This window comes from Streptomyces sp. NPDC058678, assembly GCF_042714835.1.
Lineage (GTDB): Bacteria > Actinomycetota > Actinomycetes > Streptomycetales > Streptomycetaceae > Streptomyces.
The window spans coordinates 1-22,336 of sequence record NZ_JBHXSG010000069.1 but is presented as its reverse complement, the minus strand read 5'-3'; the positions used below and the strand labels follow the sequence as shown (position 1 = coordinate 22,336).

22 protein-coding genes and 1 pseudogene are annotated in these 22,336 nt (G+C 70.1%); 17 read left to right on the top strand and 6 right to left on the bottom strand.

The window, feature by feature from the left end:
- Nucleotides 1-166 precede the first annotated feature (166 nt).
- From ACFWWR_RS39985 to ACFWWR_RS39930, 12 genes are all read left to right on the top strand, one after another.
- Nucleotides 167-709 carry a hypothetical protein gene (locus ACFWWR_RS39985; protein ID WP_383875417.1) on the top strand — a complete coding sequence of 181 codons (543 nt, stop codon included), beginning with the start codon at nt 167-169 and terminating at the stop codon, nt 707-709.
- A 149-nt stretch (nt 710-858) separates the two neighbouring features.
- Nucleotides 859-1,770, top strand: coding sequence for a pyridoxal 5'-phosphate synthase lyase subunit PdxS (gene pdxS / locus ACFWWR_RS39980; RefSeq protein ID WP_383875419.1), 912 nt, complete (start codon nt 859-861; stop codon nt 1,768-1,770).
- A gap of 24 nt (nt 1,771-1,794) precedes the next feature.
- Entirely contained in the window at nt 1,795-2,403 is a 609-nt protein-coding gene (pdxT, locus tag ACFWWR_RS39975) for a pyridoxal 5'-phosphate synthase glutaminase subunit PdxT (protein ID WP_383875421.1), read from the top strand.
- A 48-nt stretch (nt 2,404-2,451) separates the two neighbouring features.
- A complete protein-coding gene (locus ACFWWR_RS39970; RefSeq protein WP_057614183.1) occupies nt 2,452-3,204 on the top strand; it encodes a YebC/PmpR family DNA-binding transcriptional regulator in 753 nt (250 codons plus the stop codon).
- A gap of 200 nt (nt 3,205-3,404) precedes the next feature.
- A complete protein-coding gene (gene ruvC / locus ACFWWR_RS39965; RefSeq protein WP_383875423.1) occupies nt 3,405-3,935 on the top strand; it encodes a crossover junction endodeoxyribonuclease RuvC in 531 nt (176 codons plus the stop codon).
- Complete coding sequence (gene ruvA, locus ACFWWR_RS39960; protein WP_383875425.1) at nt 3,932-4,537, top strand: Holliday junction branch migration protein RuvA; 606 nt, start codon at nt 3,932-3,934, stop codon at nt 4,535-4,537. Before ruvC ends, ruvA begins: the two co-directional genes overlap by 4 nt.
- A 121-nt stretch (nt 4,538-4,658) precedes the next feature.
- Nucleotides 4,659-5,729 (top strand): Holliday junction branch migration DNA helicase RuvB, encoded by a 1,071-nt coding sequence (gene ruvB / locus ACFWWR_RS39955; RefSeq protein WP_383875427.1) that lies wholly within the window; start codon nt 4,659-4,661, stop codon nt 5,727-5,729.
- A 164-nt stretch (nt 5,730-5,893) separates the two neighbouring features.
- Nucleotides 5,894-6,418 (top strand): preprotein translocase subunit YajC, encoded by a 525-nt coding sequence (gene yajC, locus ACFWWR_RS39950; protein ID WP_383875429.1) that lies wholly within the window; start codon nt 5,894-5,896, stop codon nt 6,416-6,418.
- A 132-nt stretch (nt 6,419-6,550) separates the two neighbouring features.
- Complete coding sequence (gene secD / locus ACFWWR_RS39945) at nt 6,551-8,329, top strand: protein translocase subunit SecD (RefSeq protein ID WP_383875431.1); 1,779 nt, start codon at nt 6,551-6,553, stop codon at nt 8,327-8,329.
- A gap of 1 nt (nt 8,330) precedes the next feature.
- Nucleotides 8,331-9,449: a protein translocase subunit SecF gene (secF, locus tag ACFWWR_RS39940; RefSeq protein WP_383875433.1), complete on the top strand. Its 1,119-nt coding sequence runs from the start codon at nt 8,331-8,333 to the stop codon at nt 9,447-9,449.
- Nucleotides 9,446-9,985, top strand: coding sequence for an adenine phosphoribosyltransferase (locus ACFWWR_RS39935; protein ID WP_384308724.1), 540 nt, complete (start codon nt 9,446-9,448; stop codon nt 9,983-9,985). Before secF ends, ACFWWR_RS39935 begins: the two co-directional genes overlap by 4 nt.
- A gap of 205 nt (nt 9,986-10,190) precedes the next feature.
- Nucleotides 10,191-12,764: a RelA/SpoT family protein gene (locus tag ACFWWR_RS39930; RefSeq protein WP_383875437.1), complete on the top strand. Its 2,574-nt coding sequence runs from the start codon at nt 10,191-10,193 to the stop codon at nt 12,762-12,764.
- 191 nt (nt 12,765-12,955) lie between these two features.
- Here the strand turns inward: ACFWWR_RS39930 and ACFWWR_RS39925 are convergent, their stop codons facing one another.
- Nucleotides 12,956-14,185: a DUF349 domain-containing protein gene (locus ACFWWR_RS39925; RefSeq protein WP_383878389.1), complete on the bottom strand. Its 1,230-nt coding sequence runs from the start codon at nt 14,183-14,185 to the stop codon at nt 12,956-12,958.
- Nucleotides 14,186-14,319: 134 nt separating this feature from the next.
- On the bottom strand, nt 14,320-15,138 hold the full coding sequence (locus tag ACFWWR_RS39920; protein ID WP_384308722.1) for a peptidylprolyl isomerase: 819 nt from the start codon (nt 15,136-15,138) through the stop codon (nt 14,320-14,322).
- A gap of 180 nt (nt 15,139-15,318) precedes the next feature.
- On the opposite strand from ACFWWR_RS39920, the gene ACFWWR_RS39915 reads away from it, so the two are divergent.
- The 3 genes and pseudogenes from ACFWWR_RS39915 to ACFWWR_RS39905 all read left to right on the top strand — a co-directional run.
- Nucleotides 15,319-16,035 (top strand): MBL fold metallo-hydrolase, encoded by a 717-nt coding sequence (locus ACFWWR_RS39915; RefSeq protein ID WP_383878393.1) that lies wholly within the window; start codon nt 15,319-15,321, stop codon nt 16,033-16,035.
- A gap of 11 nt (nt 16,036-16,046) precedes the next feature.
- Nucleotides 16,047-17,309, top strand: coding sequence for a histidine--tRNA ligase (gene hisS / locus ACFWWR_RS39910; protein ID WP_383878395.1), 1,263 nt, complete (start codon nt 16,047-16,049; stop codon nt 17,307-17,309).
- Nucleotides 17,299-17,465 (top strand): annotated as a pseudogene (locus ACFWWR_RS39905) (cobyrinic acid a,c-diamide synthase); the annotation flags it as partial. The gene hisS and the pseudogene ACFWWR_RS39905, both read left to right, overlap by 11 nt.
- Here ACFWWR_RS39905 and ACFWWR_RS39900 read toward each other — a convergent pair.
- Genes ACFWWR_RS39900 through ACFWWR_RS39885 form a run of 4 tightly spaced genes read right to left on the bottom strand, consistent with a single transcriptional unit; the run spans nt 17,451 to nt 20,984 of the window.
- A complete protein-coding gene (locus tag ACFWWR_RS39900; RefSeq protein ID WP_383878349.1) occupies nt 17,451-18,074 on the bottom strand; it encodes a response regulator in 624 nt (207 codons plus the stop codon). The pseudogene ACFWWR_RS39905 and the gene ACFWWR_RS39900 sit on opposite strands and share 15 nt — an antisense overlap.
- Entirely contained in the window at nt 18,071-19,300 is a 1,230-nt protein-coding gene (locus ACFWWR_RS39895; protein WP_384308753.1) for a sensor histidine kinase, read from the bottom strand. The genes ACFWWR_RS39900 and ACFWWR_RS39895 overlap by 4 nt, the downstream gene beginning before the upstream one ends.
- Complete coding sequence (locus ACFWWR_RS39890; protein ID WP_384308720.1) at nt 19,276-20,121, bottom strand: ABC transporter permease; 846 nt, start codon at nt 20,119-20,121, stop codon at nt 19,276-19,278. Before ACFWWR_RS39890 ends, ACFWWR_RS39895 begins: the two co-directional genes overlap by 25 nt.
- Nucleotides 20,118-20,984 (bottom strand): ABC transporter ATP-binding protein, encoded by an 867-nt coding sequence (locus ACFWWR_RS39885; RefSeq protein ID WP_383878353.1) that lies wholly within the window; start codon nt 20,982-20,984, stop codon nt 20,118-20,120. The genes ACFWWR_RS39890 and ACFWWR_RS39885 overlap by 4 nt, the downstream gene beginning before the upstream one ends.
- 147 nt (nt 20,985-21,131) lie before the next feature.
- On the opposite strand from ACFWWR_RS39885, the gene ACFWWR_RS39880 reads away from it, so the two are divergent.
- A complete protein-coding gene (locus ACFWWR_RS39880) occupies nt 21,132-21,788 on the top strand; it encodes a vitamin K epoxide reductase family protein (protein ID WP_384308717.1) in 657 nt (218 codons plus the stop codon).
- A 69-nt stretch (nt 21,789-21,857) separates the two neighbouring features.
- Nucleotides 21,858-22,336: AAA family ATPase (locus ACFWWR_RS39875; RefSeq protein ID WP_384308714.1), on the top strand; the 479-nt coding region annotated here is incomplete at its 3' end.

The following is a 22,336-nucleotide window of genomic DNA, read 5'->3' as shown; positions in this document are numbered from 1 at the left end:
CGTGTGGCAGCGCCGGTCCAGGCATGTCGGCCCGTCCGGCGTTTGAGGACGAGGCCGTTCAGGCCGAAGCGGGGGCCTGGGGGCGGCAGCTCCCAGAACGCCCGCACCAACGCCCGCCGCGACACCCGGCCAACCCCACCGGAGCGCCCCGGTAGCCTTGCCGCCCGTGACCGCAACCCTGATCTGGATCCTCGTCGCGCTGGTCGCGATCGGCCTCTACCTGAGCTGGACGGCCGGGCGACTCGACCGGCTGCACGCCCGCATCGACGCCACGCGCGCCGGTCTCGACGCCCAACTGCTGCGCCGCGCTTCGGTGACCCAGGAACTGGCCACCTCCGGGGTGCTCGATCCGGCCGCCTCGATCGTCCTGTACGAGGCCGCGCATGCCGCCCGGCAGGCCGAGGAGGAGCAGCGGGAGGTCGCCGAGAGCGAGCTGAGCCAGGCGTTGCGGGCCGTGTTCGCCGAGACGCAGCAGGTGGAGGCGGTACGGGCGGTGCCCGGGGGAGAGGCGGCCATCCGGGAACTGACCGAGGCGGTGCGCCGGGTGCCGATGGCCCGGCGCTTCCACAACGACGCCGTACGGGCGGCCAGGGCACTGCGCCGGCACCGCAAGGTGCGCTGGTTCCGGCTGGCGGGGCACGCGCCGTTCCCGTTGGCCTTCGAGATGGACGACGAGCCTCCCGCAGCTCTGGCCGATCGCCCGACGTAGGACCTGTCCGGCGGGCAGGCCCGAGCCACCCTCGCCGGCCCTTGGCCGGAAAACGATCCACCGTCTGTCCATTGGCCCTTGCTGTGGACTGGTCCTCTCCCGTTTCCTCGGTGCTGCAGATCCCTCTTTCACCTTCAGTGAGGTCACCCGTGTCCAGCACGTTCTCCGACAACCAGACCCCCGAGACCGGCACCGCGCGCGTGAAGCGCGGCATGGCCGAGCAGCTCAAGGGCGGCGTGATCATGGACGTCGTCAACGCCGAGCAGGCGAAGATCGCCGAGGACGCGGGCGCCGTGGCCGTCATGGCCCTGGAGCGGGTTCCGGCCGACATCCGCAAGGACGGCGGCGTGGCCCGTATGTCGGACCCGAACATGATCGAGGAGATCATCGAGGCCGTCTCGATCCCGGTCATGGCCAAGTCCCGCATCGGCCACTTCGTCGAGGCCCAGGTGCTGCAGTCCCTCGGCGTCGACTACATCGACGAGTCCGAGGTCCTCACCCCGGCCGACGAGGTCAACCACTCCGACAAGTGGGCGTTCACGACCCCCTTCGTCTGTGGTGCCACCAACCTGGGCGAGGCCCTGCGCCGCATAGCCGAGGGCGCCGCGATGATCCGCTCCAAGGGCGAGGCCGGCACCGGCAACGTCGTCGAGGCCGTCCGCCACCTGCGCCAGATCAAGAACGAGATCGCCAGGCTGCGCGGCTACGACAACAACGAGCTGTACGCCGCCGCCAAGGACCTGCGCGCCCCGTACGAGATCGTCAAGGAGGTCGCCGAGCTCGGCAAGCTCCCGGTCGTCCTGTTCTCCGCCGGTGGCGTCGCCACCCCCGCCGACGCCGCGCTGATGCGCCAGCTCGGCGCCGAGGGCGTCTTCGTCGGCTCGGGCATCTTCAAGTCCGGCGACCCGGCCAAGCGCGCCGCCGCCATCGTGAAGGCGACCACCTTCTACGACGACCCGAAGATCATCGCGGACGCGTCCCGCAACCTCGGCGAGGCCATGGTCGGCATCAACTGCGACACCCTCCCCGAAGCCGAGCGCTACGCCAACCGCGGCTGGTAAGCCACCCCTGAGGACTGCACTTACATGACTGACGCACCTGTCATAGGCGTCCTGGCACTCCAGGGCGACGTACGGGAGCACCTCATCGCCCTGGCCGCGGCCGACGCCGTGGCCAGGCCGGTGCGGCGCCCCGAAGAGCTCGCCGAGGTGGACGGCCTGGTCATCCCAGGCGGCGAGTCCACCACCATCTCCAAGCTGGCCGTCCTGTTCGGCGTGATGGAGTCGCTACGCGCGCGCGTGCGGTCCGGCATGCCCGTCTACGGCACCTGCGCGGGCATGATCATGCTCGCCGACAAGATCCTCGACCCTCGCTCGGGCCAGGAGACGATCGGCGGCATCGACATGATCGTGCGCCGCAACGCCTTCGGACGCCAGAACGAGTCCTTCGAGGCCTCGCTCGACGTGAAGGGCATTGCGGGCGATCCTGTGGAGGGCGTGTTCATCCGCGCGCCCTGGGTCGAGTCCGTCGGCGCCGAGACCGAAGTGCTCGCCGAGCACGACGGTCACATCGTCGCGGTCCGCCAGGGCAACGCGCTCGCCACGTCGTTCCACCCGGAACTGACCGGCGACCACCGCGTGCACGCCCTGTTCGTCGACATGGTGCGCGCGAACCGGACGGCGGAGTCCTTGTAGGATCTCTGGCGTTCGTACGGAGTTGGGTTACGCGAAGGAGACAGGCAGATGTCCGGCCACTCTAAATGGGCTACGACGAAGCACAAGAAGGCCGTGATCGACGCCAAACGCGGCAAGCTCTTCGCGAAGCTGATCAAGAACATCGAGGTCGCGGCCCGGATGGGCGGCGTCGACATCGAGGGCAACCCGACTCTCTACGACGCCATCCAGAAGGCGAAGAAGTCGTCGGTCCCGAACAAGAACATCGACTCCGCGGTCAAGCGCGGTGGCGGTCTCGAGGCCGGTGGCGCCGACTACGAGACGATCATGTACGAGGGTTACGGCCCGAACGGTGTCGCGGTGCTCATCGAGTGCCTCACCGACAACCGCAACCGCGCCGCCTCCGACGTCCGCGTCGCCATGACCCGCAACGGCGGCTCCATGGCCGACCCGGGCTCGGTGTCGTACCTCTTCAACCGCAAGGGCGTCGTCATCGTCCCCAAGGGCGAGCTGGGCGAGGACGACGTGCTCGGCGCCGTTCTGGACGCGGGCGCCGAGGAGGTCAACGACCTCGGTGAGTCCTTCGAGGTCATCAGCGAGGCCACCGACCTGGTCGCGGTCCGCACCGCCCTCCAGGACGCCGGCATCGACTACGACTCCGCCGACGCCAACTTCGTCCCGACCATGCAGGTCGAGCTCGACGAAGAGGGCGCGAAGAAGATCTTCAAGCTGATCGACGCGCTCGAGGACAGCGACGACGTGCAGAACGTCTTCGCCAACTTCGACGTCAGCGACGAGGTCATGGAGAAGGTCGACGCGTAACGCCGCCGCGGGCGGGGGCGCGATCTCGGCGGGCCGATGGGACACGTCCCCACGGCCCCCGGCCCGTGTCGGTGGCAACGGGAAGCCAGTCGGGAGCCAAAGATCACCGCCCGGGGACCGCAACCATCAGTCGAGGAACCCCGAGGGTGCTCAGCCACGTCCGCGAGGGCGGTGGCTCAGCCGCGAAGAGGGGAGGGCGCGTGCGCGTACTCGGGGTGGACCCCGGACTCACGCGATGCGGTGTCGGTGTCGTCGAGGGGGTCGCGGGCCGGCCGCTCACCATGCTCGGCGTCGGTGTCGTACGGACGCCGGTGGACGCCGAGTTGGCGCACCGCCTCGTCGCGATCGAGCGAGGCATCGAACAGTGGCTGGACGAGCACCGGCCCGAATTCGTCGCCGTGGAGCGGGTGTTCAGCCAGCACAACGTCCGTACGGTGATGGGCACCGCCCAGGCCAGCGCCGTCGCCATGCTGTGCGCCGCCCGCCGCGGCATCCCCGTCGCCCTGCACACCCCGAGCGAGGTCAAGGCCGCCGTCACCGGCAGCGGCCGAGCCGACAAGGACCAGGTCGGCGCCATGGTCACCCGGCTGCTGCGGCTCGACGCACCGCCGAAGCCCGCCGACGCCGCCGACGCCCTGGCCCTCGCCATCTGCCACATCTGGCGCGCCCCCGCCCAGAACCGACTCCAGCAGGCCGTCGCCCTGCACGCATCGAAAGGCCGTACGGCATGATCGCCTTCGTCAGCGGTCCGGTCGCCGCCCTCGCCCCCGATTCCGCGGTGGTCGAGGTGGGCGGGATCGGCATCGCCGTCCAGTGCACGCCGAACACCCTCTCCGGGCTGCGCATGGGCCAGCCGACCAAGCTGGCCACCTCCCTGGTGGTCCGCGAGGACTCACTGACCCTCTACGGCTTCGCGGACGACGACGAGCGGCAGACCTTCGAGCTGCTCCAGACCGCCAGCGGCGTCGGACCGCGACTCGCCCAGGCGATGCTCGCCGTGCACTCACCTGACGCCCTGCGCCGGGCCGTCTCCACCGGCGACGAGAAGACGCTGATCGCCGTACCCGGCATCGGCAAGAAGGGCGCCCAGAAGCTGCTGCTGGAGCTGAAGGACCGACTCGGCGAGCCGATCGGCGCGCCCGCGGTGGGCACCGCGATCAGCACCGGCTGGCGCGACCAGCTGCACGCCGCCCTGATCGGCCTCGGCTACGCGACCCGGGAGGCCGACGAGGCCGTGTCCGCCGTGGCCCCGCAGGCGGAGGCGGCCGAGGGCACACCCCAGGTCGGACAGCTGCTGAAGGCGGCCCTGCAGAGCCTGAACCGAGCCCGCTGAACGACGAACCACCGCGCCACCACGAGACCGCGAGGCACACTCGACGCTGTGTCTTGCGGAGGACGGCCCCCGGAACCCCGGCCGGCCGGCCGCCGGGCGCGCCACCGCGAGGAGAACTGCAGTGAACTGGGACGACACGACCGACACCCCCGCCGCCGAGCGGCTCGTCGGCGCGTCAGCCGATGGTGAGGACCAGGCCGTCGAGGCCGCCCTGCGACCCAAGGACCTCGGCGAGTTCATCGGCCAGGAGAAGGTCCGCGAGCAGCTCGACCTCGTCCTGCGCGCCGCCCGCGCGCGGGGCGCCACCGCCGACCACGTGCTGCTCTCCGGTGCCCCCGGCCTCGGCAAGACCACGCTGTCGATGATCATCGCGGCCGAGATGAACGCCCCGATCCGCATCACCAGCGGCCCCGCCATCCAGCACGCCGGAGACCTGGCCGCGATCCTCTCCTCCCTCCAGGAGGGCGAGGTCCTCTTCCTCGACGAGATCCACCGCATGTCCCGGCCCGCCGAGGAGATGCTCTACATGGCGATGGAGGACTTCCGCGTCGACGTCATCGTCGGCAAGGGCCCCGGCGCCACCGCCATCCCGCTCGAACTGCCCCCCTTCACCCTGGTCGGCGCCACCACGCGCGCGGGCCTGCTGCCGCCCCCGCTGCGCGACCGCTTCGGCTTCACCGGACACATGGAGTTCTACGAGCCCGCCGAGCTGGAGCGCGTCATCCACCGCTCGGCGAACCTGCTCGACGTGGAGATCGACACCGACGGAGCCGCGGAGATCGCCGGCCGCTCCCGCGGCACGCCTCGTATCGCCAACCGTCTGCTGCGCCGCGTCCGCGACTACGCCCAGGTCAAGGCCGACGGTCTGATCACCCGCGGCATCGCCGAGGCCGCTCTCGCCGTGTACGAGGTCGACGCCCGCGGCCTGGACCGTCTCGACCGCGCGGTCCTGGAGGCGCTGCTCAAGCTGTTCGGCGGCGGCCCGGTCGGTCTGTCGACGCTCGCCGTCGCCGTGGGGGAGGAGCGCGAGACCGTGGAGGAGGTCGCCGAACCCTTCCTCGTCCGGGAGGGCCTGCTCGCCCGCACCCCGCGCGGACGGGTCGGCACGCCCGCCGCGTGGGCGCATCTCGGCCTCACCCCGCCCCGCTCCACGGCCACAGGAAACGGACAACAGGACCTGTTCGGGGCGTGACGACGAGCGTGGTGGCCGGGTCAGGAACCCTGGTGCCATGCTGAGCGTTGTTCCATGCGCGCGGACTCGCTTAGACTCCGCCGATGCCGCCTTTGTCGGCGGTGCACATACCCCCAACCATCAGGCCGCTCACCATCGCGGTCACGTGAAGGAAGTACCGACCCGTGAGTCTCGTGACCCTCCTCCCGTTCATCGTGCTCATCGGGGCCATGTTCCTGATGACCCGCTCGGCCAAGAAGAAGCAGCAGGCGGCCGCGAATATGCGGAACGACATGCAGCCCGGCAGTGGCATCCGCACCATCGGGGGCATGTACGCGACGGTCAAGGAAGTCAATGAGGACACGGTCCTCGTCGATGCCGGTCCGGGCGTCGACCTTCTCTTCGCGAAGAACGCGATCGGTGCCGTCCTGACGGACGACGAGTACAACCGCATCGTCCACGGCGTCGAGCACGACCTGAAGTCCGACTCCGACGTCGTCCCGGACGACGCCTCCTCCCTCACCGAGACCGACGAGCCCGCCGCCGACGCTGCCGCCGCTTCCGACGACAAGCCCGTCGACCTCGGCAAGAAGGACACGGCCGAGGACAAGGCCGAGGAGCCCGCCGAGACCCCGGCCGACACCGAGGCCGCCGAGGCGAAGACGGACGAGGAGCCGAAGAAGACCGACGGCGACTCCGAGGCGAAGTAGTCGCACTCCCCGGGCGCGCGGGCCGGCTCCGCGTGCCCCCGGACGTGCACAGCTCGCACGGGATCCCGACACCAGTCATGGCCGTCCGCCCGCAGATCCGGCGCGAGACGGCCCGAGAGGGAGTACGAGAAGGTGGCAGCACCTAAGAAGGGCCGGAGCGCGAGCGCCCAGAGCAAGCCGGGGCGCTCGCTGGCCCTCATCCTGATCGCCATCGTGGCGCTCACCGGAGGAATGTTCCTCTCCGGGCACACCACTCCGCGTCTCGGCATCGACCTTGCCGGTGGTACGAGCATCACGCTCCGGGCGGTCCCGGAGGCCGGCCAGGAATCCGCGATCAACAAGACCAACATGGACACAGCGGTCGACATCATGAACCGCCGTGTCAACGGTCTTGGTGTCTCGGAGGCCGAGGTTCAGACCCAGGGCGACAAGAACATCATCGTCAACATCCCCAAGGGTACGAACTCCGAGGAGGCCCAGAAGCAGGTCGGCACCACCGCCAAGCTGTACTTCCGGCCGGTCCTCGCCACAGAGGTCTCGGGCGCGGCCGCCACGGCCAGCCCGTCGCCGAGCGCCTCCAGCAGCGGGTCGAGCGGCGACAAGGCCACGGACAAGGCGACCTCGTCGTCTTCTCCCTCCAGCTCCACCACCCCGTCGGCGACCCCCACCTCGCAGGGCCGCGCGGTCACCGACGCCTTGAAGGCCGACCCCACCCCGTCGGCCAGCGCCTCGGCCTCCGCCAGTGCCAGCGCCTCCCCGTCCGCGAGCAGCGGTGACTCCAGCGCGGCGGCCAGTCAGCTCGAGGCCCAGTACGCCGCCCTCGACTGCACGAAGCCGACGGCCCGCGCCAAGGCCGGCGAGGGCGCCAAGCCCACCGACTCCACCGTGGCCTGCGGCCAGAACTCGTCGGGCCAGTGGCAGAAGTACGTCCTGGGCCCGGCCGAGGTCGACGGCACCGACGTGGAGGAGGCAAAGGCTGTCCTCAACACGACGACCGGCGCCGGCTGGACCGTCACCATGGACTTCACGAACGGCGGCGCCAAGAAGTTCGGCGACATCACCGGCAAGCTGGCCCAGAACCAGCCCCCGCAGAACCAGTTCGCCATCGTCCTCGACGGCGAGGTGGTCTCCGACCCGTCCGTCAGCCAGGCGCTGACCGGTGGCAACGCGGAGATCTCCGGCAACTTCAACCAGGAGTCGTCCCAGAGCCTGGCCAACATGCTGTCGTACGGCGCCCTGCCGCTGACCTTCAAGGAGGACAGCGTCACCACGGTGACCGCCGCGCTCGGCGGCGAGCAGCTGCAAGCGGGCCTGATCGCGGGCGCGATCGGTCTCGCCCTGGTTGTCATCTACCTGGTGGCGTACTACCGCGGCCTGGCGCTCATCGCCGTCGCCTCGCTGCTGGCCTCCGCGGCCCTCACCTACGTGATCATGGCGCTGCTCGGCCCGACCATCAACTTCGCCCTGAACCTGCCGGCCGTCTGCGGTGCCATCGTCGCGATCGGCATCACGGCGGACTCGTTCATCGTGTACTTCGAACGGGTCCGGGACGAGATCCGCGAGGGCCGCACGCTGCGCCCCGCCGTCGAGCGGGCCTGGCCACGGGCCCGGCGCACCATCCTGGTCTCCGACTTCGTGTCGTTCCTCGCCGCCGCGGTGCTCTTCATCGTCACGGTCGGCAAGGTCCAGGGCTTCGCGTTCACGCTGGGTCTGACCACCCTCCTCGACGTGGTGGTCGTCTTCCTGTTCACCAAGCCGCTGCTGACGTTCGTCGCGCGCAGCAAGTTCTTCTCCAGCGGTCACAGCTGGTCCGGCCTCGACCCCAAGCGACTGGGCGCCAAGCCCCCGCTGCGCCGCACCCGCCGTCCCGCCCAGCCTGCCGCCGGCCCTGTCGACCCGAAGGAGGCGTGAGATGTCGAAGCTCGGCAACCTCGGCGCCCGACTGCACCGTGGCGAGGTCGGCTACGACTTCGTCGGCAACCGCAAGATCTGGTACGGCCTCTCGATCCTGATCACCATCACGGCCATCGTCGGCCTGGCGGTGCGCGGCCTGAACATGGGCATCGAGTTCGAGGGCGGCGCCGTCTTCACCACGCCGAAGAACACAAGCGTCTCGGTGTCACAGGCGGAGACGTACGCGGAGGAGGCCTCCGGCCACGACGCGATCGTCCAGGAGCTCGGCGACGGCAGCCTGCGCATCCAGATCGCGGGCATCGACACCGACAAGTCCGGCCAGATCAAGCAGGAGCTCGCCAAGGACCTGAAGGTCGACAGCGAGCAGATCAACGCCGACCTTGTCGGCCCCAGCTGGGGTGACCAGGTCGCCAACAAGGCCTGGCAGGGCCTCGGGATCTTCCTGGTCCTGGTGGTGATCTATCTGGCGATCGCCTTCGAGTGGCGCATGGCGCTCGCCGCGTTCGTCGCGCTGATCCACGACATCACCATCACCGTCGGCATCTACGCCCTCGTCGGCTTCGAGGTCACGCCGGGCACGGTGATCGGTCTGCTGACCATTCTCGGTTACTCGCTCTACGACACGGTCGTCGTCTTCGACAGCCTCAAGGAGCAGACCAAGGACATCGCCAAGCAGACCCGCTGGACCTACAGCGACGTCGCCAACCGCTCGATCAACAGCACGCTGGTCCGCTCGGTCAACACCACCGTGGTCGCGCTGCTGCCGGTGGGAGCCCTGCTCTTCATCGGTGGCGGTGTTCTCGGCGCCGGCATGCTGAACGACATCTCGCTGTCGCTGTTCGTCGGCCTCGCGGCCGGTGCGTACTCCTCGATCTTCATCGCCACGCCGCTCGTCGCCGACCTCAAGGAGCGCGAGCCGCAGATGAAGGCCCTCAAGAAGCGCGTACTCGCCAAGCGTGCGCAGGCCGCCGCGAAGGGCGAGACGCCGGAGAACGAGGTCGTCGACGAGTCGTACGACGACGAGCCGGAGGACGCCACCCCCGCGGTCGTCGGCCCGCGCACCCAGCCCGCGGCCCGCAACCGGGGCCGTGGCCGACCCTCCGGGAAGCGCCGATGACCGGCATCGAGGAACTGCTGCTCAGCCGGATCCGTGACGTGGCGGACTACCCGGAGCCGGGCGTGATGTTCAAGGACATCACCCCGCTGCTGGCGGACCCGGCGGCGTTCACCGCGCTCACCGACGCCCTCGCCGCGATCGCCACGGACGCCGGCGCCACGAAGATCGTCGGCCTGGAGGCCCGCGGCTTCATTCTCGGAGCTCCGGTCGCCGTCCGTGCCGGCCTCGGCTTCATCCCCGTGCGCAAGGCGGGCAAGCTCCCCGGAGCGACGCTCAGCCAGGCGTACGACCTGGAGTACGGCTCCGCCGAGATCGAGGTGCACGCCGAGGACCTGGGCGCGGCCGACCGCGTCCTGGTCGTCGACGACGTCCTCGCCACCGGCGGCACGGCCGAGGCGTCGATCCAGCTGATCCGCCGGGCGGGCGCCGAGGTCGCGGGCCTCGCCGTCCTGATGGAGCTGGGCTTCCTGGGCGGCCGCGCCCGCCTGGAGCCGGCCCTCGCCGGCGCCCCGTTGGAGGCGCTGCTCAAGATCTGAGCATCCGTGCACAACCCCTGCGCAGGGCGTGTGCCACCCGCAGGACACCGCAGTGGCGGGCCCGGAGGAATCCGGCGCCCGCCTCTCGCGTTTCACAGGTAGACGGCCCTCACATCGGCCTGAAGGCGATCCTTGGGCGCAGGCTCGCTACCATGGGGTCTCCGGAGCCTGACCGGGGGAGCCGGATCGCGCACGAGGAGTCCTCTTGCCAGACGAGGCCCAACACCTGACCGCCGCAAAGCCCGAGTCCGCCTCGGGGCCCGCGGCCAAGCCCGCGCCGACCGACGCGGCCCAGGCGAAGAACGACCCCCGCGGGCCGGTCGAGCACGCCCAGTCGGCACCCGTCGACAAGTCGGCCGAGCAGGCGCGTCCCAAGCCCCTCCCCGCCACCCCCGACGCCGCGCGAGCGGGGGGTGCCCCGGCGCCCCAGCCGGCCACGAACTCGCCCGCGGTCCGCCCCGCCGCGGGCCAGCCCGCCCGCACCGGCTCCTCCAACCGCGTACGGGCCCGCCTCGCCCGTCTCGGCGTGCAGCGTTCCAACCCGTACAACCCGGTCCTCGAGCCGTTGCTGCGCATCGTCCGCAGCAACGACCCCAAGGCGGAGACGGCGACCCTGCGCCAGATCGAGAAGGCCTACCAGGTCGCCGAGCGCTGGCACCGCGGCCAGAAGCGCAAGAGCGGCGACCCGTACATCACGCACCCGCTCGCGGTGACCACGATCCTCGCCGAACTCGGCATGGACCCCGCCACCCTGATGGCCGGGCTCCTGCACGACACCGTCGAGGACACCGAGTACGGCCTCGACCAGCTCCGCCGCGACTTCGGCGACTCCGTCGCCCTGCTCGTCGACGGCGTCACCAAGCTGGACAAGGTCAAGTTCGGCGAGGCCGCGCAGGCCGAGACCGTACGCAAGATGGTCGTGGCGATGGCCAAGGACCCGCGTGTCCTGGTCATCAAGCTCGCCGACCGCCTGCACAACATGCGCACCATGCGTTACCTCAAGCGCGAGAAGCAGGAGAAGAAGGCGCGCGAGACGCTGGAGATCTACGCGCCGCTCGCCCACCGGCTGGGCATGAACACCATCAAGTGGGAGCTGGAAGACCTCGCCTTCGCGATCCTCTACCCCAAGATGTACGACGAGATCGTCCGCCTGGTCGCCGAGCGCGCCCCCAAGCGCGACGAGTACCTCGCCATAGTGACCGACGAGGTCCAGTCCGACCTGCGCGCCGCCCGGATAAAGGCGACCGTCACCGGCCGCCCGAAGCACTACTACAGCGTCTACCAGAAGATGATCGTCCGCGGCCGTGACTTCGCGGAGATCTACGACCTGGTGGGAATTCGTGTGCTTGTCGACACGGTCCGCGACTGCTACGCGGCCCTCGGCACGGTGCACGCGCGGTGGAACCCGGTCCCCGGCCGGTTCAAGGACTACATCGCGATGCCCAAGTTCAACATGTACCAGTCGCTGCACACGACGGTCATCGGGCCCAACGGCAAGCCGGTCGAACTCCAGATCCGCACCTTCGACATGCACCGCCGTGCCGAGTACGGCATCGCCGCGCACTGGAAGTACAAGCAGGAGGCCGTCGCCGGCACCTCCAAGGTGCGTTCGGACCAGCCTCGGACCACCGGCAAGGACGACCACCTCAACGACATGGCGTGGCTGCGCCAGCTCCTGGACTGGCAGAAGGAGACCGAGGACCCCGGCGAGTTCCTGGAGTCCCTGCGCTTCGACCTGTCGCGCAACGAGGTCTTCGTCTTCACACCGAAGGGTGACGTGATAGCGCTGCCGGCCGGCGCCACGCCCGTGGACTTCTCGTACGCGGTGCACACCGAGGTGGGCCACCGCACCATAGGAGCCCGCGTCAACGGCCGCCTCGTACCGTTGGAATCCACCCTGGACAACGGCGACCTGGTGGAGGTCTTCACGTCCAAGGCGGCCGGTGCCGGGCCGTCCCGGGACTGGCTCAACTTCGTGAAGTCGCCCCGCGCCCGCAACAAGATCCGGGCGTGGTTCTCCAAGGAGCGCCGCGACGAGGCGATCGAGCAGGGCAAGGACGCCATCGTCCGCGCCATGCGCAAACAGAACCTGCCGATCCAGCGCATCCTGACCGGCGACTCGCTCGTGACGCTCGCCCATGAGATGCGCTACCCGGACATCTCCGCGCTGTACGCGGCGATCGGCGAGGGGCACGTCTCCGCACAGAACGTCGTGCAGAAGCTCGTCCAGGCGCTCGGCGGCGAGGAGGCGGCCACCGAGGAGATCGACGAGTCGGTCCCGCCGTCCCGCGGCCGCGGGCGCAAGCGCCGCACGAGCACCGACCCGGGTGTCGTGGTGAAGGGCGTCGACGACGTGTGGGTCAAGCTCGCCCGCTGTTGTACGCCGGTCCCCGGCGACCCGATCATCGGCTTCGTCACGCGCGGTAGTGGCGTATCGGTTCACCGCAGCGACTGCGTGAACGTGGACTCACTGTCCCGCGAGCCCGAGCGCATCCTCGAGGTCGAGTGGGCGCCCACCCAGTCCTCGGTCTTCCTGGTCGCCATCCAGGTGGAGGCCCTGGACCGCTCCCGGCTCCTGTCGGACGTCACCCGCGTGCTGTCCGACCAGCACGTCAACATCCTCTCCGCGGCCGTCCAGACCTCCCGCGACCGCGTCGCGACCTCCCGCTTCACCTTCGAGATGGGCGACCCGAAGCACCTCGGGCACGTCCTGAAGGCGGTCAGGGGAGTCGAGGGCGTGTACGACGTGTACCGGGTGACGTCGGCGCGCAGCAGGTAAGCACCGGCACCGCACACGAAGAGGGGCGACCCCAACCATGCCCGTGTGGGGCCCCCCGCTACAAGCGGGGGGCGCGAACGTTGTGTCGGGGTTGCCGTCGGCGCGCTGCTGTAAACCCCGGCCACCGCACCCCATGGGGGGCCCCCTACCTTTGCGGGTTGGGCAGCCCCTCTGTACGTGCGTGGCGAGCGTCAGCCGCCGAACTCCTGCAGACCCTTCAGCGCCTGGTCCAGCAGGGCCTGGCGACCCTCCAGCTCCCTCGCGAGCTTGTCGGCCCTGGCGTTGTTGCCCTGGGTCCGCGCCTGCTCGATCTGGCCCTTCAGCTTGTCGACCGCCGCCTGGAGCTGGCCGGTCAGGCCCTCGGCACGCGCGCGTGCCTCCGGGTTCGACCGGCGCCACTCGCTCTCCTCGGCCTCCTGCAGGGCCCGCTCCACCGCGTGCATCCGGCCTTCGACCTTCGGCCGCGCGTCGCGCGGCACGTGGCCGATGGCCTCCCAGCGCTCGTTGAGCGAGCGGAACGCGGCACGCGCGCTCTTGAGGTCACCGATCGGCAGGAGCTTCTCGGCCTCCTCGGCCAGCTCCTCCTTCAGCTTCAGGTTCTCCGACTGCTCGGCGTCCCGCTCGGCGAAGACCGAGCTGCGGGCGGCGAAGAAGACGTCCTGGGCGCCGCGGAAGCGGTTCCACAGGTCGTCCTCGTGCTCGCGCTGGGCGCGGCCCGCGGCCTTCCACTCGGACATCAGCTCGCGGTAGCGCGCGGCCGTCGGCCCCCAGTCCGTCGAGCCGGACATCGACTCGGCTTCCGCGACCAGACGCTCCTTGGTCTTCCGGGCCTCCTCGCGCTGCGCGTCCAGCGACGCGAAGTGCGCCTTGCGCCGCTTGGAGAACGCCGAGCGGGCGTGGGAGAAGCGGTGCCACAGCTCGTCGTCCGACTTGCGGTCCAGGCGCGGCAGGCCCTTCCAGGTGTCCACCAGGGCCCGCAGCCGCTCACCGGCCGCCCGCCACTGGTCCGACTGCGCCAGCTCCTCCGCCTCGGTGACCAGAGCCTCCTTGGCGTGACGCGCCTCGTCGGACTGCTTCGCGCGCTGCTGCTTGCGCTCCTCGCGACGCTTCTCGACGGTCTCCACGAGCTTGTCCAGCCGGACCCGCAGGGAGTCCAGGTCGCCGACCGCGTGATGCGCGTCGACCTGCTCGCGAATGTGGTCGATCGCCGCCTGCGCGTCCTTCGCCGAAAGGTCGGTGGTCTTGACTCGCTTCTCGAGGAGGCCGATCTCGACCACCAGGCCCTCGTACTTGCGCTCGAAGTAGGCCAGTGCCTCGTCGGGGGAGCCGGCCTGCCAGGAACCGACGACCTGCTCGCCGTCGGCCGTACGCACGTACACGGTCCCCGTCTCGTCGACGCGGCCCCACGGGTCGCTGCTCACAGCGCCTCCTCCACATGATGCCTGCGAGGGCCTCAGCGCCCCCGAGCATCGTCCACAGTTTCGTCACGGCCAACATAGGCGACCGGCGGGTTGCCTGTCCGCATCCCGCGCGACCGAAATTTCGCAGTTGACGGTCAGGATTTGGTGACGGTTGCCTTGTTGATGACGACCGTTGCGTTGGGCGCTCCGTCGCCCGCTCCGGTGCTCTCGCCGGCGGCGGCGATCTTCTTCAGGACCTTCATGCCGCCCTCCGAAATGGTGCCGAACGGTGTGTAGCTGGGCGGCAACTGGCTGTCCTGGTAGACGAGGAAGAACTGGCTGCCGCCGGTGTTCGGCTGGCTGGTGTTCGCCATCGCGACCGTGCCCGCCGGATAGATGTTGCCCTTCAGGCTTTTGTCCTTCAGGTTCTCGTCCGGAATGGTGTAGCCGGGGCCGCCGCTGCCGGAGCCGGTCGGGTCGCCGCACTGCAGCACGTAGATGCCGTTGGTGGTGAGCCGGTGGCACTTGGTGTGGTCGAAGTAGCCCTTGCCGGCGAGGAAGCTGAACGAGTTCACGGTGTGCGGCGCGGCCGACGTCTTCATCGCGATGCCTATGTCACCGCACGTCGTCGCCAACGTCATCGTGTACTTCGCCGACTTGTCGATGGTGACCGCCGGCTCCTTCTTCCAGGTCGCCGTCTTGACCTTGCCCGGGGCGGCCTTCTCGCACGGGTCCGGCGCCTTGCTGGTCGCCTCCGCGCTCGGGGTCGTCTCGGAGCTCGCGTTGGTCTTGTCGTCGTCCTTGAGGGCGCCGGTCGTGTACAGCGCGACGCTGCCGATCACGACCACGCCGAGCACCGACGCGATCACCGAGTTGCGCATGCGCGCCTTGCGCCGCGCGGCTGTGCGCCGCTGCTGCTGCCGCAAGAACTTCTCCCGGGCAAGCTGCCGCTTCCGCTGTTCCTGGGTGACCACCGGATTCTCTCCTCATGCGTCTCGTACGCCTGCTGGGACGCGTGCGTCCTCTGAGCCGACCGCCTGCGTGTGCCCCGTACCGTATATGGGTTCGCTGAGGAATCGGCAGCGCCGGTAGGCTCTGACCACAGGCGCAGCCATTCCGAAGCCCACCCGTATCGACACAAACGAAGGACGATCGTGCTCATTGCCGGGTTCCCCGCCGGGGCCTGGGGGACGAACTGTTATCTCGTCGCCCCCGCCGCCGGTGAGGAGTGCGTGATCATCGACCCCGGCCACCAGGCCGCCCAGGGAGTCGAGGAGACGCTGAAGAAGCATCGGCTCAAGCCCGTCGCCGTCGTCCTCACGCACGGCCACATCGACCACGTGGCCTCGGTCGTCCCGGTGTGCGGCGCGCACGGCGTACCGGCGTGGATCCACCCCGAGGACCGGTACATGATGACCGACCCGTCGATGGGCCTCGGTCGCTCCATCGGAACGCAGCTGATGGGTGAGCTGACCGTGGGGGAGCCGGACGACGTCAAGGAGCTGACCGACGGCGCGAAGCTGGAGCTCGCGGGCATCGAGCTGTCCGTCGCGCACGCGCCCGGCCATACCAAGGGGTCGGTGACCTTCGGGATGCCCGAGGCCGCGGACATCCCGCCGGTCTTCTTCTCGGGCGACCTGCTGTTCGCCGGCTCCATCGGACGCACCGACCTGCCCGGCGGTGACATGGACGAGATGCTCGACTCGCTGGCCCGCGTGTGCCTGCCGCTCGAGGACTCGACCGTGGTGCTGTCCGGTCATGGCCCCCAGACGACCATCGGCCAGGAGCGCGCCACCAACCCGTATCTGCGGCAGGTGGCCGCGGGCCGCGAGGACCGCGGCAGCGTGGACGCTCCCCGACGAGGAATGTGACGAGACCTTCCGTGAGCACCTTCAAGGCCCCCAAGGGCACGTACGACCTGATCCCCCCGGACAGCGCCAAGTTCCTGGCCGTCCGTGAGGCGATCGCCGCGCCGTTGCGCAACTCCGCCTACGGCTACATCGAGACGCCCGGCTTCGAGAACGTCGAACTGTTCGCGCGCGGTGTCGGAGAGTCGACCGACATCGTGACGAAGGAGATGTACGCCTTCGAGACCAAGGGCGGCGACCAGCTGGCCCTGCGTCCCGAGGGCACGGCCTCCGTGCTGCGCGCCGCCCTGGAGGCCAACCTGCACAAGGCGGGCAACCTCCCGGTCAAGCTCTGGTACTCCGGCTCGTACTACCGCTACGAGCGTCCGCAGAAGGGCCGTTACCGCCACTTCTCCCAGGTCGGCGCCGAGGCGATCGGCGCCGAGGACCCGGCGCTGGACGCCGAGCTGATCATCCTGGCCGACCAGGCGTACCGCTCGCTGGGCCTGCGCGATTTCCGCATTCTCCTGAACAGCCTGGGCGACAAGGAGTGCCGTCCGGTGTACCGGGCCGCCCTGCAGGACTTCCTGCGCGGCCTCGACCTGGACGAGGACACCCTGCGCCGCGCCGAGATCAACCCCCTGCGGGTGCTCGACGACAAGCGCCAGGACGTCCAGAAGCAGCTCACCGACGCCCCGCTCCTGCGCGACTACCTCTGCGACGCCTGCAAGGCGTACCACGAGGAGGTGCGCGAGCTGATCACGGCCGCGGGCGTCTCCTTCGAGGACGACCCGAGGCTGGTGCGCGGCCTGGACTACTACACGCGTACCACCTTCGAGTTCGTCCACGACGGTCTCGGTTCCCAGTCCGCGGTGGGCGGCGGCGGCCGCTACGACGGCCTGTCCGAGATGATCGGCGGTCCCGCGCTGCCCTCCGTCGGCTGGGCACTGGGTGTCGACCGCACGGTCCTGGCCCTGGAGGCGGAGGGCGTCGAGCTCGAACTCCCCTCCCTCACCAGCGTGTTCGCGGTGCCGCTCGGCGAGGAGGCCCGCCGGGTGCTGTTCGCCAAGGTCACCGAGCTGCGCAAGGTGGGTATCGCCGCGGACTTCTCCTACGGCGCCAAGGGGCTGAAGGGCGCGATGAAGAACGCCAACCGCAGCGGCGCCCGCTACACCGTCGTCGCCGGTGAACGCGACCTCGCCGAAGGCGTCGTCCAGCTCAAGGACATGGAGTCCGGGGAGCAGACGGCGGTGGGGGTCAACGAGATCGTGGCGGAACTGGAGTCGAGGCTGGGCTGAGGGTTGGGGTGGGGCGGGGTGTGCGGGGGGTGTTTCTTCGCCCCCGCCGCCCCTTCCCGTCCCGTCCCTGGGGGCTGCGCCCCCAGACCCCCGCTTCGGCCCGAAGGGCCTCGTCCGCAAACGCCGGACGGGCTGGGGGTCTCAGTCCAGCAGGCCGTACCGCATCGCGCTCGTCACCGCCGCCGTCCGGTCGTCCACTCCCAACTTGCCGAAGGCCCGCAGCAGATGGGTTTTCACTGTCGACTCGCCGATGAACAACCGGCGCCCGATCTCCGCGTTCGTGCAGCCCTCCGCCACCAGCCGCAGGACCGCCGTCTCGCGCTCCGACAACCGCGGCCGCTCCGGCCTCGCGCGGAGCTGGTCCACGAGTCGGGCCGCCACCGACGGCGCCAGCACCGTCTCGCCCCGGGCCGCCGCCCGCACCGCCTCCGCCAGCTCCGCGCGCGGCAGATCCTTCAGCAGGTAGCCCGCCGCTCCCGCCTCCACCGCCCGCAGGATGTCCCGGTCCGTCTCGTACGTCGTCAGGACGATCACCCGGCACGGCAGCGCCGCCTCGCTCATCCGCACGATGGAGTCCACGCCTCCGCCGCCCGGCATCCGCAGGTCCATCAGCACGATGTCGGGCCGCAACTCGGCGGCCAGCGCCTCCGCCTGCGGCCCGCTGGACGCGTCGGCGACCACCTCCAGGTCCGGTTCCGCGCTCAGCATCGCCCGCAGTCCCTCCCGTACGACGGGATGGTCGTCGGCCAGGATGATCCGGATCACGATGGGCTCCTCGAGGGCGGTACGGGCAGGCGGACGGTCACCGTCGTGCCGGCGCCGGGGGCACTGCGCACCTGGGCCGTCCCGCCCGCCTCGACGACCCGGGCGCGCAACCCCGCCAGACCGTAGCCGCCGGCACCGGTGCAGACGGCGGACGGGTCGAAGCCGCAGCCGTCGTCGCGTACGGACACGGTGAGCGTGTCGTGGGTGTACCCGACGGTGATGCCGACCGACGGCGAACTCCCCGCGTGTTTACGGGTGTTGGCCAGGGCCTCCTGGCAGGCGCGCAGGGCGACCACCTCGGGACCGGCGGGGAGGGGGCGGACGGGGCCGGTCACCTCCAGCGTCGCCTCGTGGCGGGCGGCCAGTCTCCGCAGCGCGTCCGGCAGGGAGGCGTCGGCCAGGTCCGCGGGTGCGCCCCCGGCGACCAGGGCGCGGGCCTCGGCGAGGTTCAGCCGGGCCGTCTCGTCCATCAGCGCCAGATGACGGCGGGCCTGGGACACGTCGTGGTCGAGCTCCGCCTCGACGGCCTGCACCAGCATCAGCAGGCTGGTGAAGCCCTGCGCGAGCGTGTCGTGGATCTCCCGGGCCATCCGCTCCCGCTCTGCCAGGGCGCCGTGCGCGGCCGACAGCCGGGAGACCTCGTGGCGGCTCGCGTCGAGTTCGGCGATCAGTTCGGCCCGCTCCTGGCTCTGCTCGATGATCCGGATGACCCAGGTGCCGACGGCCACCGAGAAGACGAGAGTGACCACCGCGAACAGCCCGTTGAAGAAGACGTCCTGGTCGCTCGGCCACCACAGCAGGGCCCAGCCGGCGACGGGCGCGAGATTGATGACGGCCACCGCCATCAGCGCCCGCCGGATCCGCAACGACATGAAGCACTGGGGGACCAGCGCGAAGGTCATCAGCCGTGTCTCGCCCACGAGGATCGCCGACGGCAGGAACAGCGCCATCGCCGCCACCAGGTAGCCGAGGGCCTGTCGTTCCCCGGGCGGATCGCCCCGCAGGAGGGGCCGGCCCACCCACACGAACAGGGGGATCAGGGGGACGAGCAGCGCCGCCGCGGTGAGGCGGACCGGCCACCCCGGGTTCGCCGTGCCGAGCACGAACACCAGGGTGGCCAGCCAGATGAGCGCGAAGTAGGTGTCCCAGATCCGGAACGACCGCGCCCAGGTGTAGGCGCCGACGACATCGTCCGGGTCGGTCACCCGTCGCGCCGGTTCTTCCACCGGAAGGTCAGCAGACACAGCAGCAATCCTCCGACGCACCACGCCCCCAGCACCAGGGCGATCCGCCCGAACTCCCAGCTTCCGGCCTGCTCCAGAACCTGCGCCGACGCCGGCAGGAACACGCCGCGCAGGCCCTGGCACATCCACTTCAGCGGGAACAGCGCGCCGATGTTCAGCATCCAGTCCGGGATGGTGTCGATCGCGATGTACACCCCGGAGATGAACTGCAGGACCAGGAAGGGGAGTACGACCACGGAGGTGGCGCTCTTGCCGGTCTTCGGGACCGAGCTGACCGCGATGCCGAGCAGCGCGCACGCCGTCAGGCCCAGCACGAAGATCCAGGCGAAGTCGAGCCACCGGCCCGCGTCCGAGGGCAGGTCGATGTCGTAGAAGGCCGTGCCGACGAGCAGCAGGATCGCGGTCTCCAGCAGACCGGTGACCAGAACCAGCCAGATCTTGCCGAGGAAGTACGCCGCCGGAGGCATCGGCGTGCCACGCAGTCGCCGCAGCACCTTCTCGTCCCGCTCGATGGCGATAGAGATGCCGAGGGACTGGAAACTCGTCGACATGATGCCGGCGGCCATCATCGCCGGGACGTACAGCTGCGAGGCGTTGATACCCGCGCCCCGCACGTCGTCGCGGAAGATCGACGCGAACAGGAACAGGAACACCACCGGGAAGGCGAAGGTGAACACCACGTGGTCGCGCTGCCGGAAGAACTGCCGGAGTTCCAGGGCGCCGCGCCCGAGGCCGATGCCCCAGACGCCGGGCAGCCGTTCGGCGAGCGCCTGTGACCGTGGTCGTACGGCGGTCGTGGTCATCGCGCGTCCTCCTGTCCGGTCAGCCGGAGATAGACGTCCTCCAGCGTGGGGCGGCTCACCCGCAGCCCGGGGATCTCGCCGTCGAAGCGGCTCATGAGCGCGCCGACCGTCCTGGTCGGCGTGTCCGTGCGTTCCGCTCGCGGGGTGCCGTCCGGGTCGGTCCACACGACGGTGGCGCCCGTGCCGTACCGCTCGCGCAGGCCCGCCGGATCGCCCTCGGCGACGACCCGCCCCCGGGCGACGACCGCCAGCCGGTCCGCGAGGGCCTCCGCCTCCTCCAGGTAGTGCGTGGTCAGCACGATGGTCGTGCCCTCGGCGGACAGCTTGCGGATCAGGTCCCAGAACTGGCGCCGCGCCGCGGGGTCGAATCCCGTCGTCGGCTCGTCCAGAAGCAGCAGTTCGGGGCCGCCGATCACCCCGAGCGCGACGTCGAGCCTCCGGCGCTGCCCGCCGGATAGGGCCTTGATCCGGCTGCCCGCCTTGGCCTGCAGACCGACCAGGCCGATGACCTCCTCCGGGTCCCGGGGCCTCGGGTAGTAGCGGGCGAAATGCCGCACCGTCTCGCGGACCGTCAACTCCGCGGGCGCCGATTCGTCCTGCCAGACGATTCCGACACGTGAGCGCCACGCACGCGTGCCGTGCGCCGGATCCGCCCCCAGTACGGACACCTCGCCCGCGTCCCTGGCGCGGTTGCCCTGGAGGATCTCCACCGTCGTGCTCTTGCCCGCGCCGTTGGGTCCCAGCAGGCCGAAGACCTCTCCCCGGCGGATACCGAGATCGATGCCGTCGACCGCGGCCACGCCGCCGTACCGCTTGCGCAGCCCTCGCACGTCCACCGCGAGTTCGTTCGCGTGTGCTGTCATGCCCACGAGCCTCGTCCGGAACCGAACGCTCCGGGACGACCGTAGGTACTTCCTTATGTCCACCGAACAGTGGACACGCGCCTCCGTACGGCACAATGAGCGCTGTCCGCGGAAGGTCCAAACCTCTCAAGTGATGGAATCGGCGTGATGAGCAAGACGACAGTCAAGGACGTCTCCACCGAACCCGAACCGGAGCGCGCCGAGGCCGCACCGCGGTCGGTGGGCGGCAGCCGTGCGTTCGCGCTGCTGCTCGTGATCACCGGTGCGGCGGGCCTGCTCGCGGCGTGGGTCATCACGATCGACAAGTTCAAGCTGCTCGAGGCCAAGGTCGAGGGCAAGTCCTTCACGCCGGGCTGCAGCCTGAACCCCGTCGTCTCCTGCGGCAGCGTCATGGAGAGCGACCAGGCCTCGGCCTTCGGGTTCCCGAACCCGATGCTCGGCCTCGTCTGCTACGGCATCGTCATCGGCGTCGGCATGAGCCTGCTCGCCCGGGCCCGCTTCCCGCGCTGGTACTGGCTCACCTTCAACGCCGGCACCCTCTTCGGTGTCGGCTTCTGCGCCTGGCTGATGTTCCAGTCCCTGTACCGCATCAACGCGCTGTGCCTGTGGTGCTGCCTGGCCTGGGTCGCGACGATCATCATGTTCTGGTACGTGACCTCGTTCAACATCCGGAACGACTTCCTGCCCGCCCCGCGCTGGCTGAAGAGTTTCTTCGGCGAGTTCACCTGGGTCATGCCGGTCCTGCACATCGGCATCATCGGCATGCTGATCCTGACCCGCTGGTGGGACTTCTGGACCAGCTGACCGGCCGGGGACCGGGGCCGTCCGACGGCCCCGACCGGATTGTCAGTGCGGTGACATAGGGTTTTCAGCGTGGAGCCCGACCTGTTCACCGCCGCAGCCGAAGAACGCCAGGAGAAGGACCCGTCCAGCAGTCCCCTGGCGGTCCGCATGCGCCCGCGCACCCTCGACGAGGTGGTGGGCCAGCAGCACCTGCTGAAGCCGGGCTCGCCCCTGCGCAGACTGGTCGGCGAGGGCGCGGGCGGCCCCGCCGGGCCCTCCTCGGTGATCCTCTGGGGCCCGCCCGGCACCGGCAAGACCACCCTGGCGTACGTCGTCTCCAAAGCCACCAACAAGCGCTTCGTGGAGCTGTCGGCGATCACCGCCGGCGTCAAGGAAGTCCGCTCGGTCATCGACGGAGCCCGCCGCGCCATCGGTGGCTACGGCAAGGAGACCGTCCTCTTCCTCGACGAGATCCACCGCTTCAGCAAGGCCCAGCAGGACTCCCTGCTCCCGGCCGTCGAGAACCGCTGGGTCACCCTGATCGCGGCGACCACCGAGAACCCGTACTT

Coding starts and splice junctions, on each gene's coding strand:
- ACFWWR_RS39935 (WP_384308724.1), top strand. CDS start 9,446: ATGACCGGCATCGAGGAACTGCTGCTCAGCCGGATCCGTGACGTGGCG.
- pdxT (WP_383875421.1), top strand. CDS start 1,795: ATGACTGACGCACCTGTCATAGGCGTCCTGGCACTCCAGGGCGACGTA.
- ACFWWR_RS39880 (WP_384308717.1), top strand. CDS start 21,132: ATGAGCAAGACGACAGTCAAGGACGTCTCCACCGAACCCGAACCGGAG.
- secF (WP_383875433.1), top strand. CDS start 8,331: ATGTCGAAGCTCGGCAACCTCGGCGCCCGACTGCACCGTGGCGAGGTC.
- ACFWWR_RS39890 (WP_384308720.1), bottom strand. CDS start 20,121: ATGACCACGACCGCCGTACGACCACGGTCACAGGCGCTCGCCGAACGG.
- ACFWWR_RS39970 (WP_057614183.1), top strand. CDS start 2,452: ATGTCCGGCCACTCTAAATGGGCTACGACGAAGCACAAGAAGGCCGTG.
- ACFWWR_RS39885 (WP_383878353.1), bottom strand. CDS start 20,984: ATGACAGCACACGCGAACGAACTCGCGGTGGACGTGCGAGGGCTGCGC.
- ruvA (WP_383875425.1), top strand. CDS start 3,932: ATGATCGCCTTCGTCAGCGGTCCGGTCGCCGCCCTCGCCCCCGATTCC.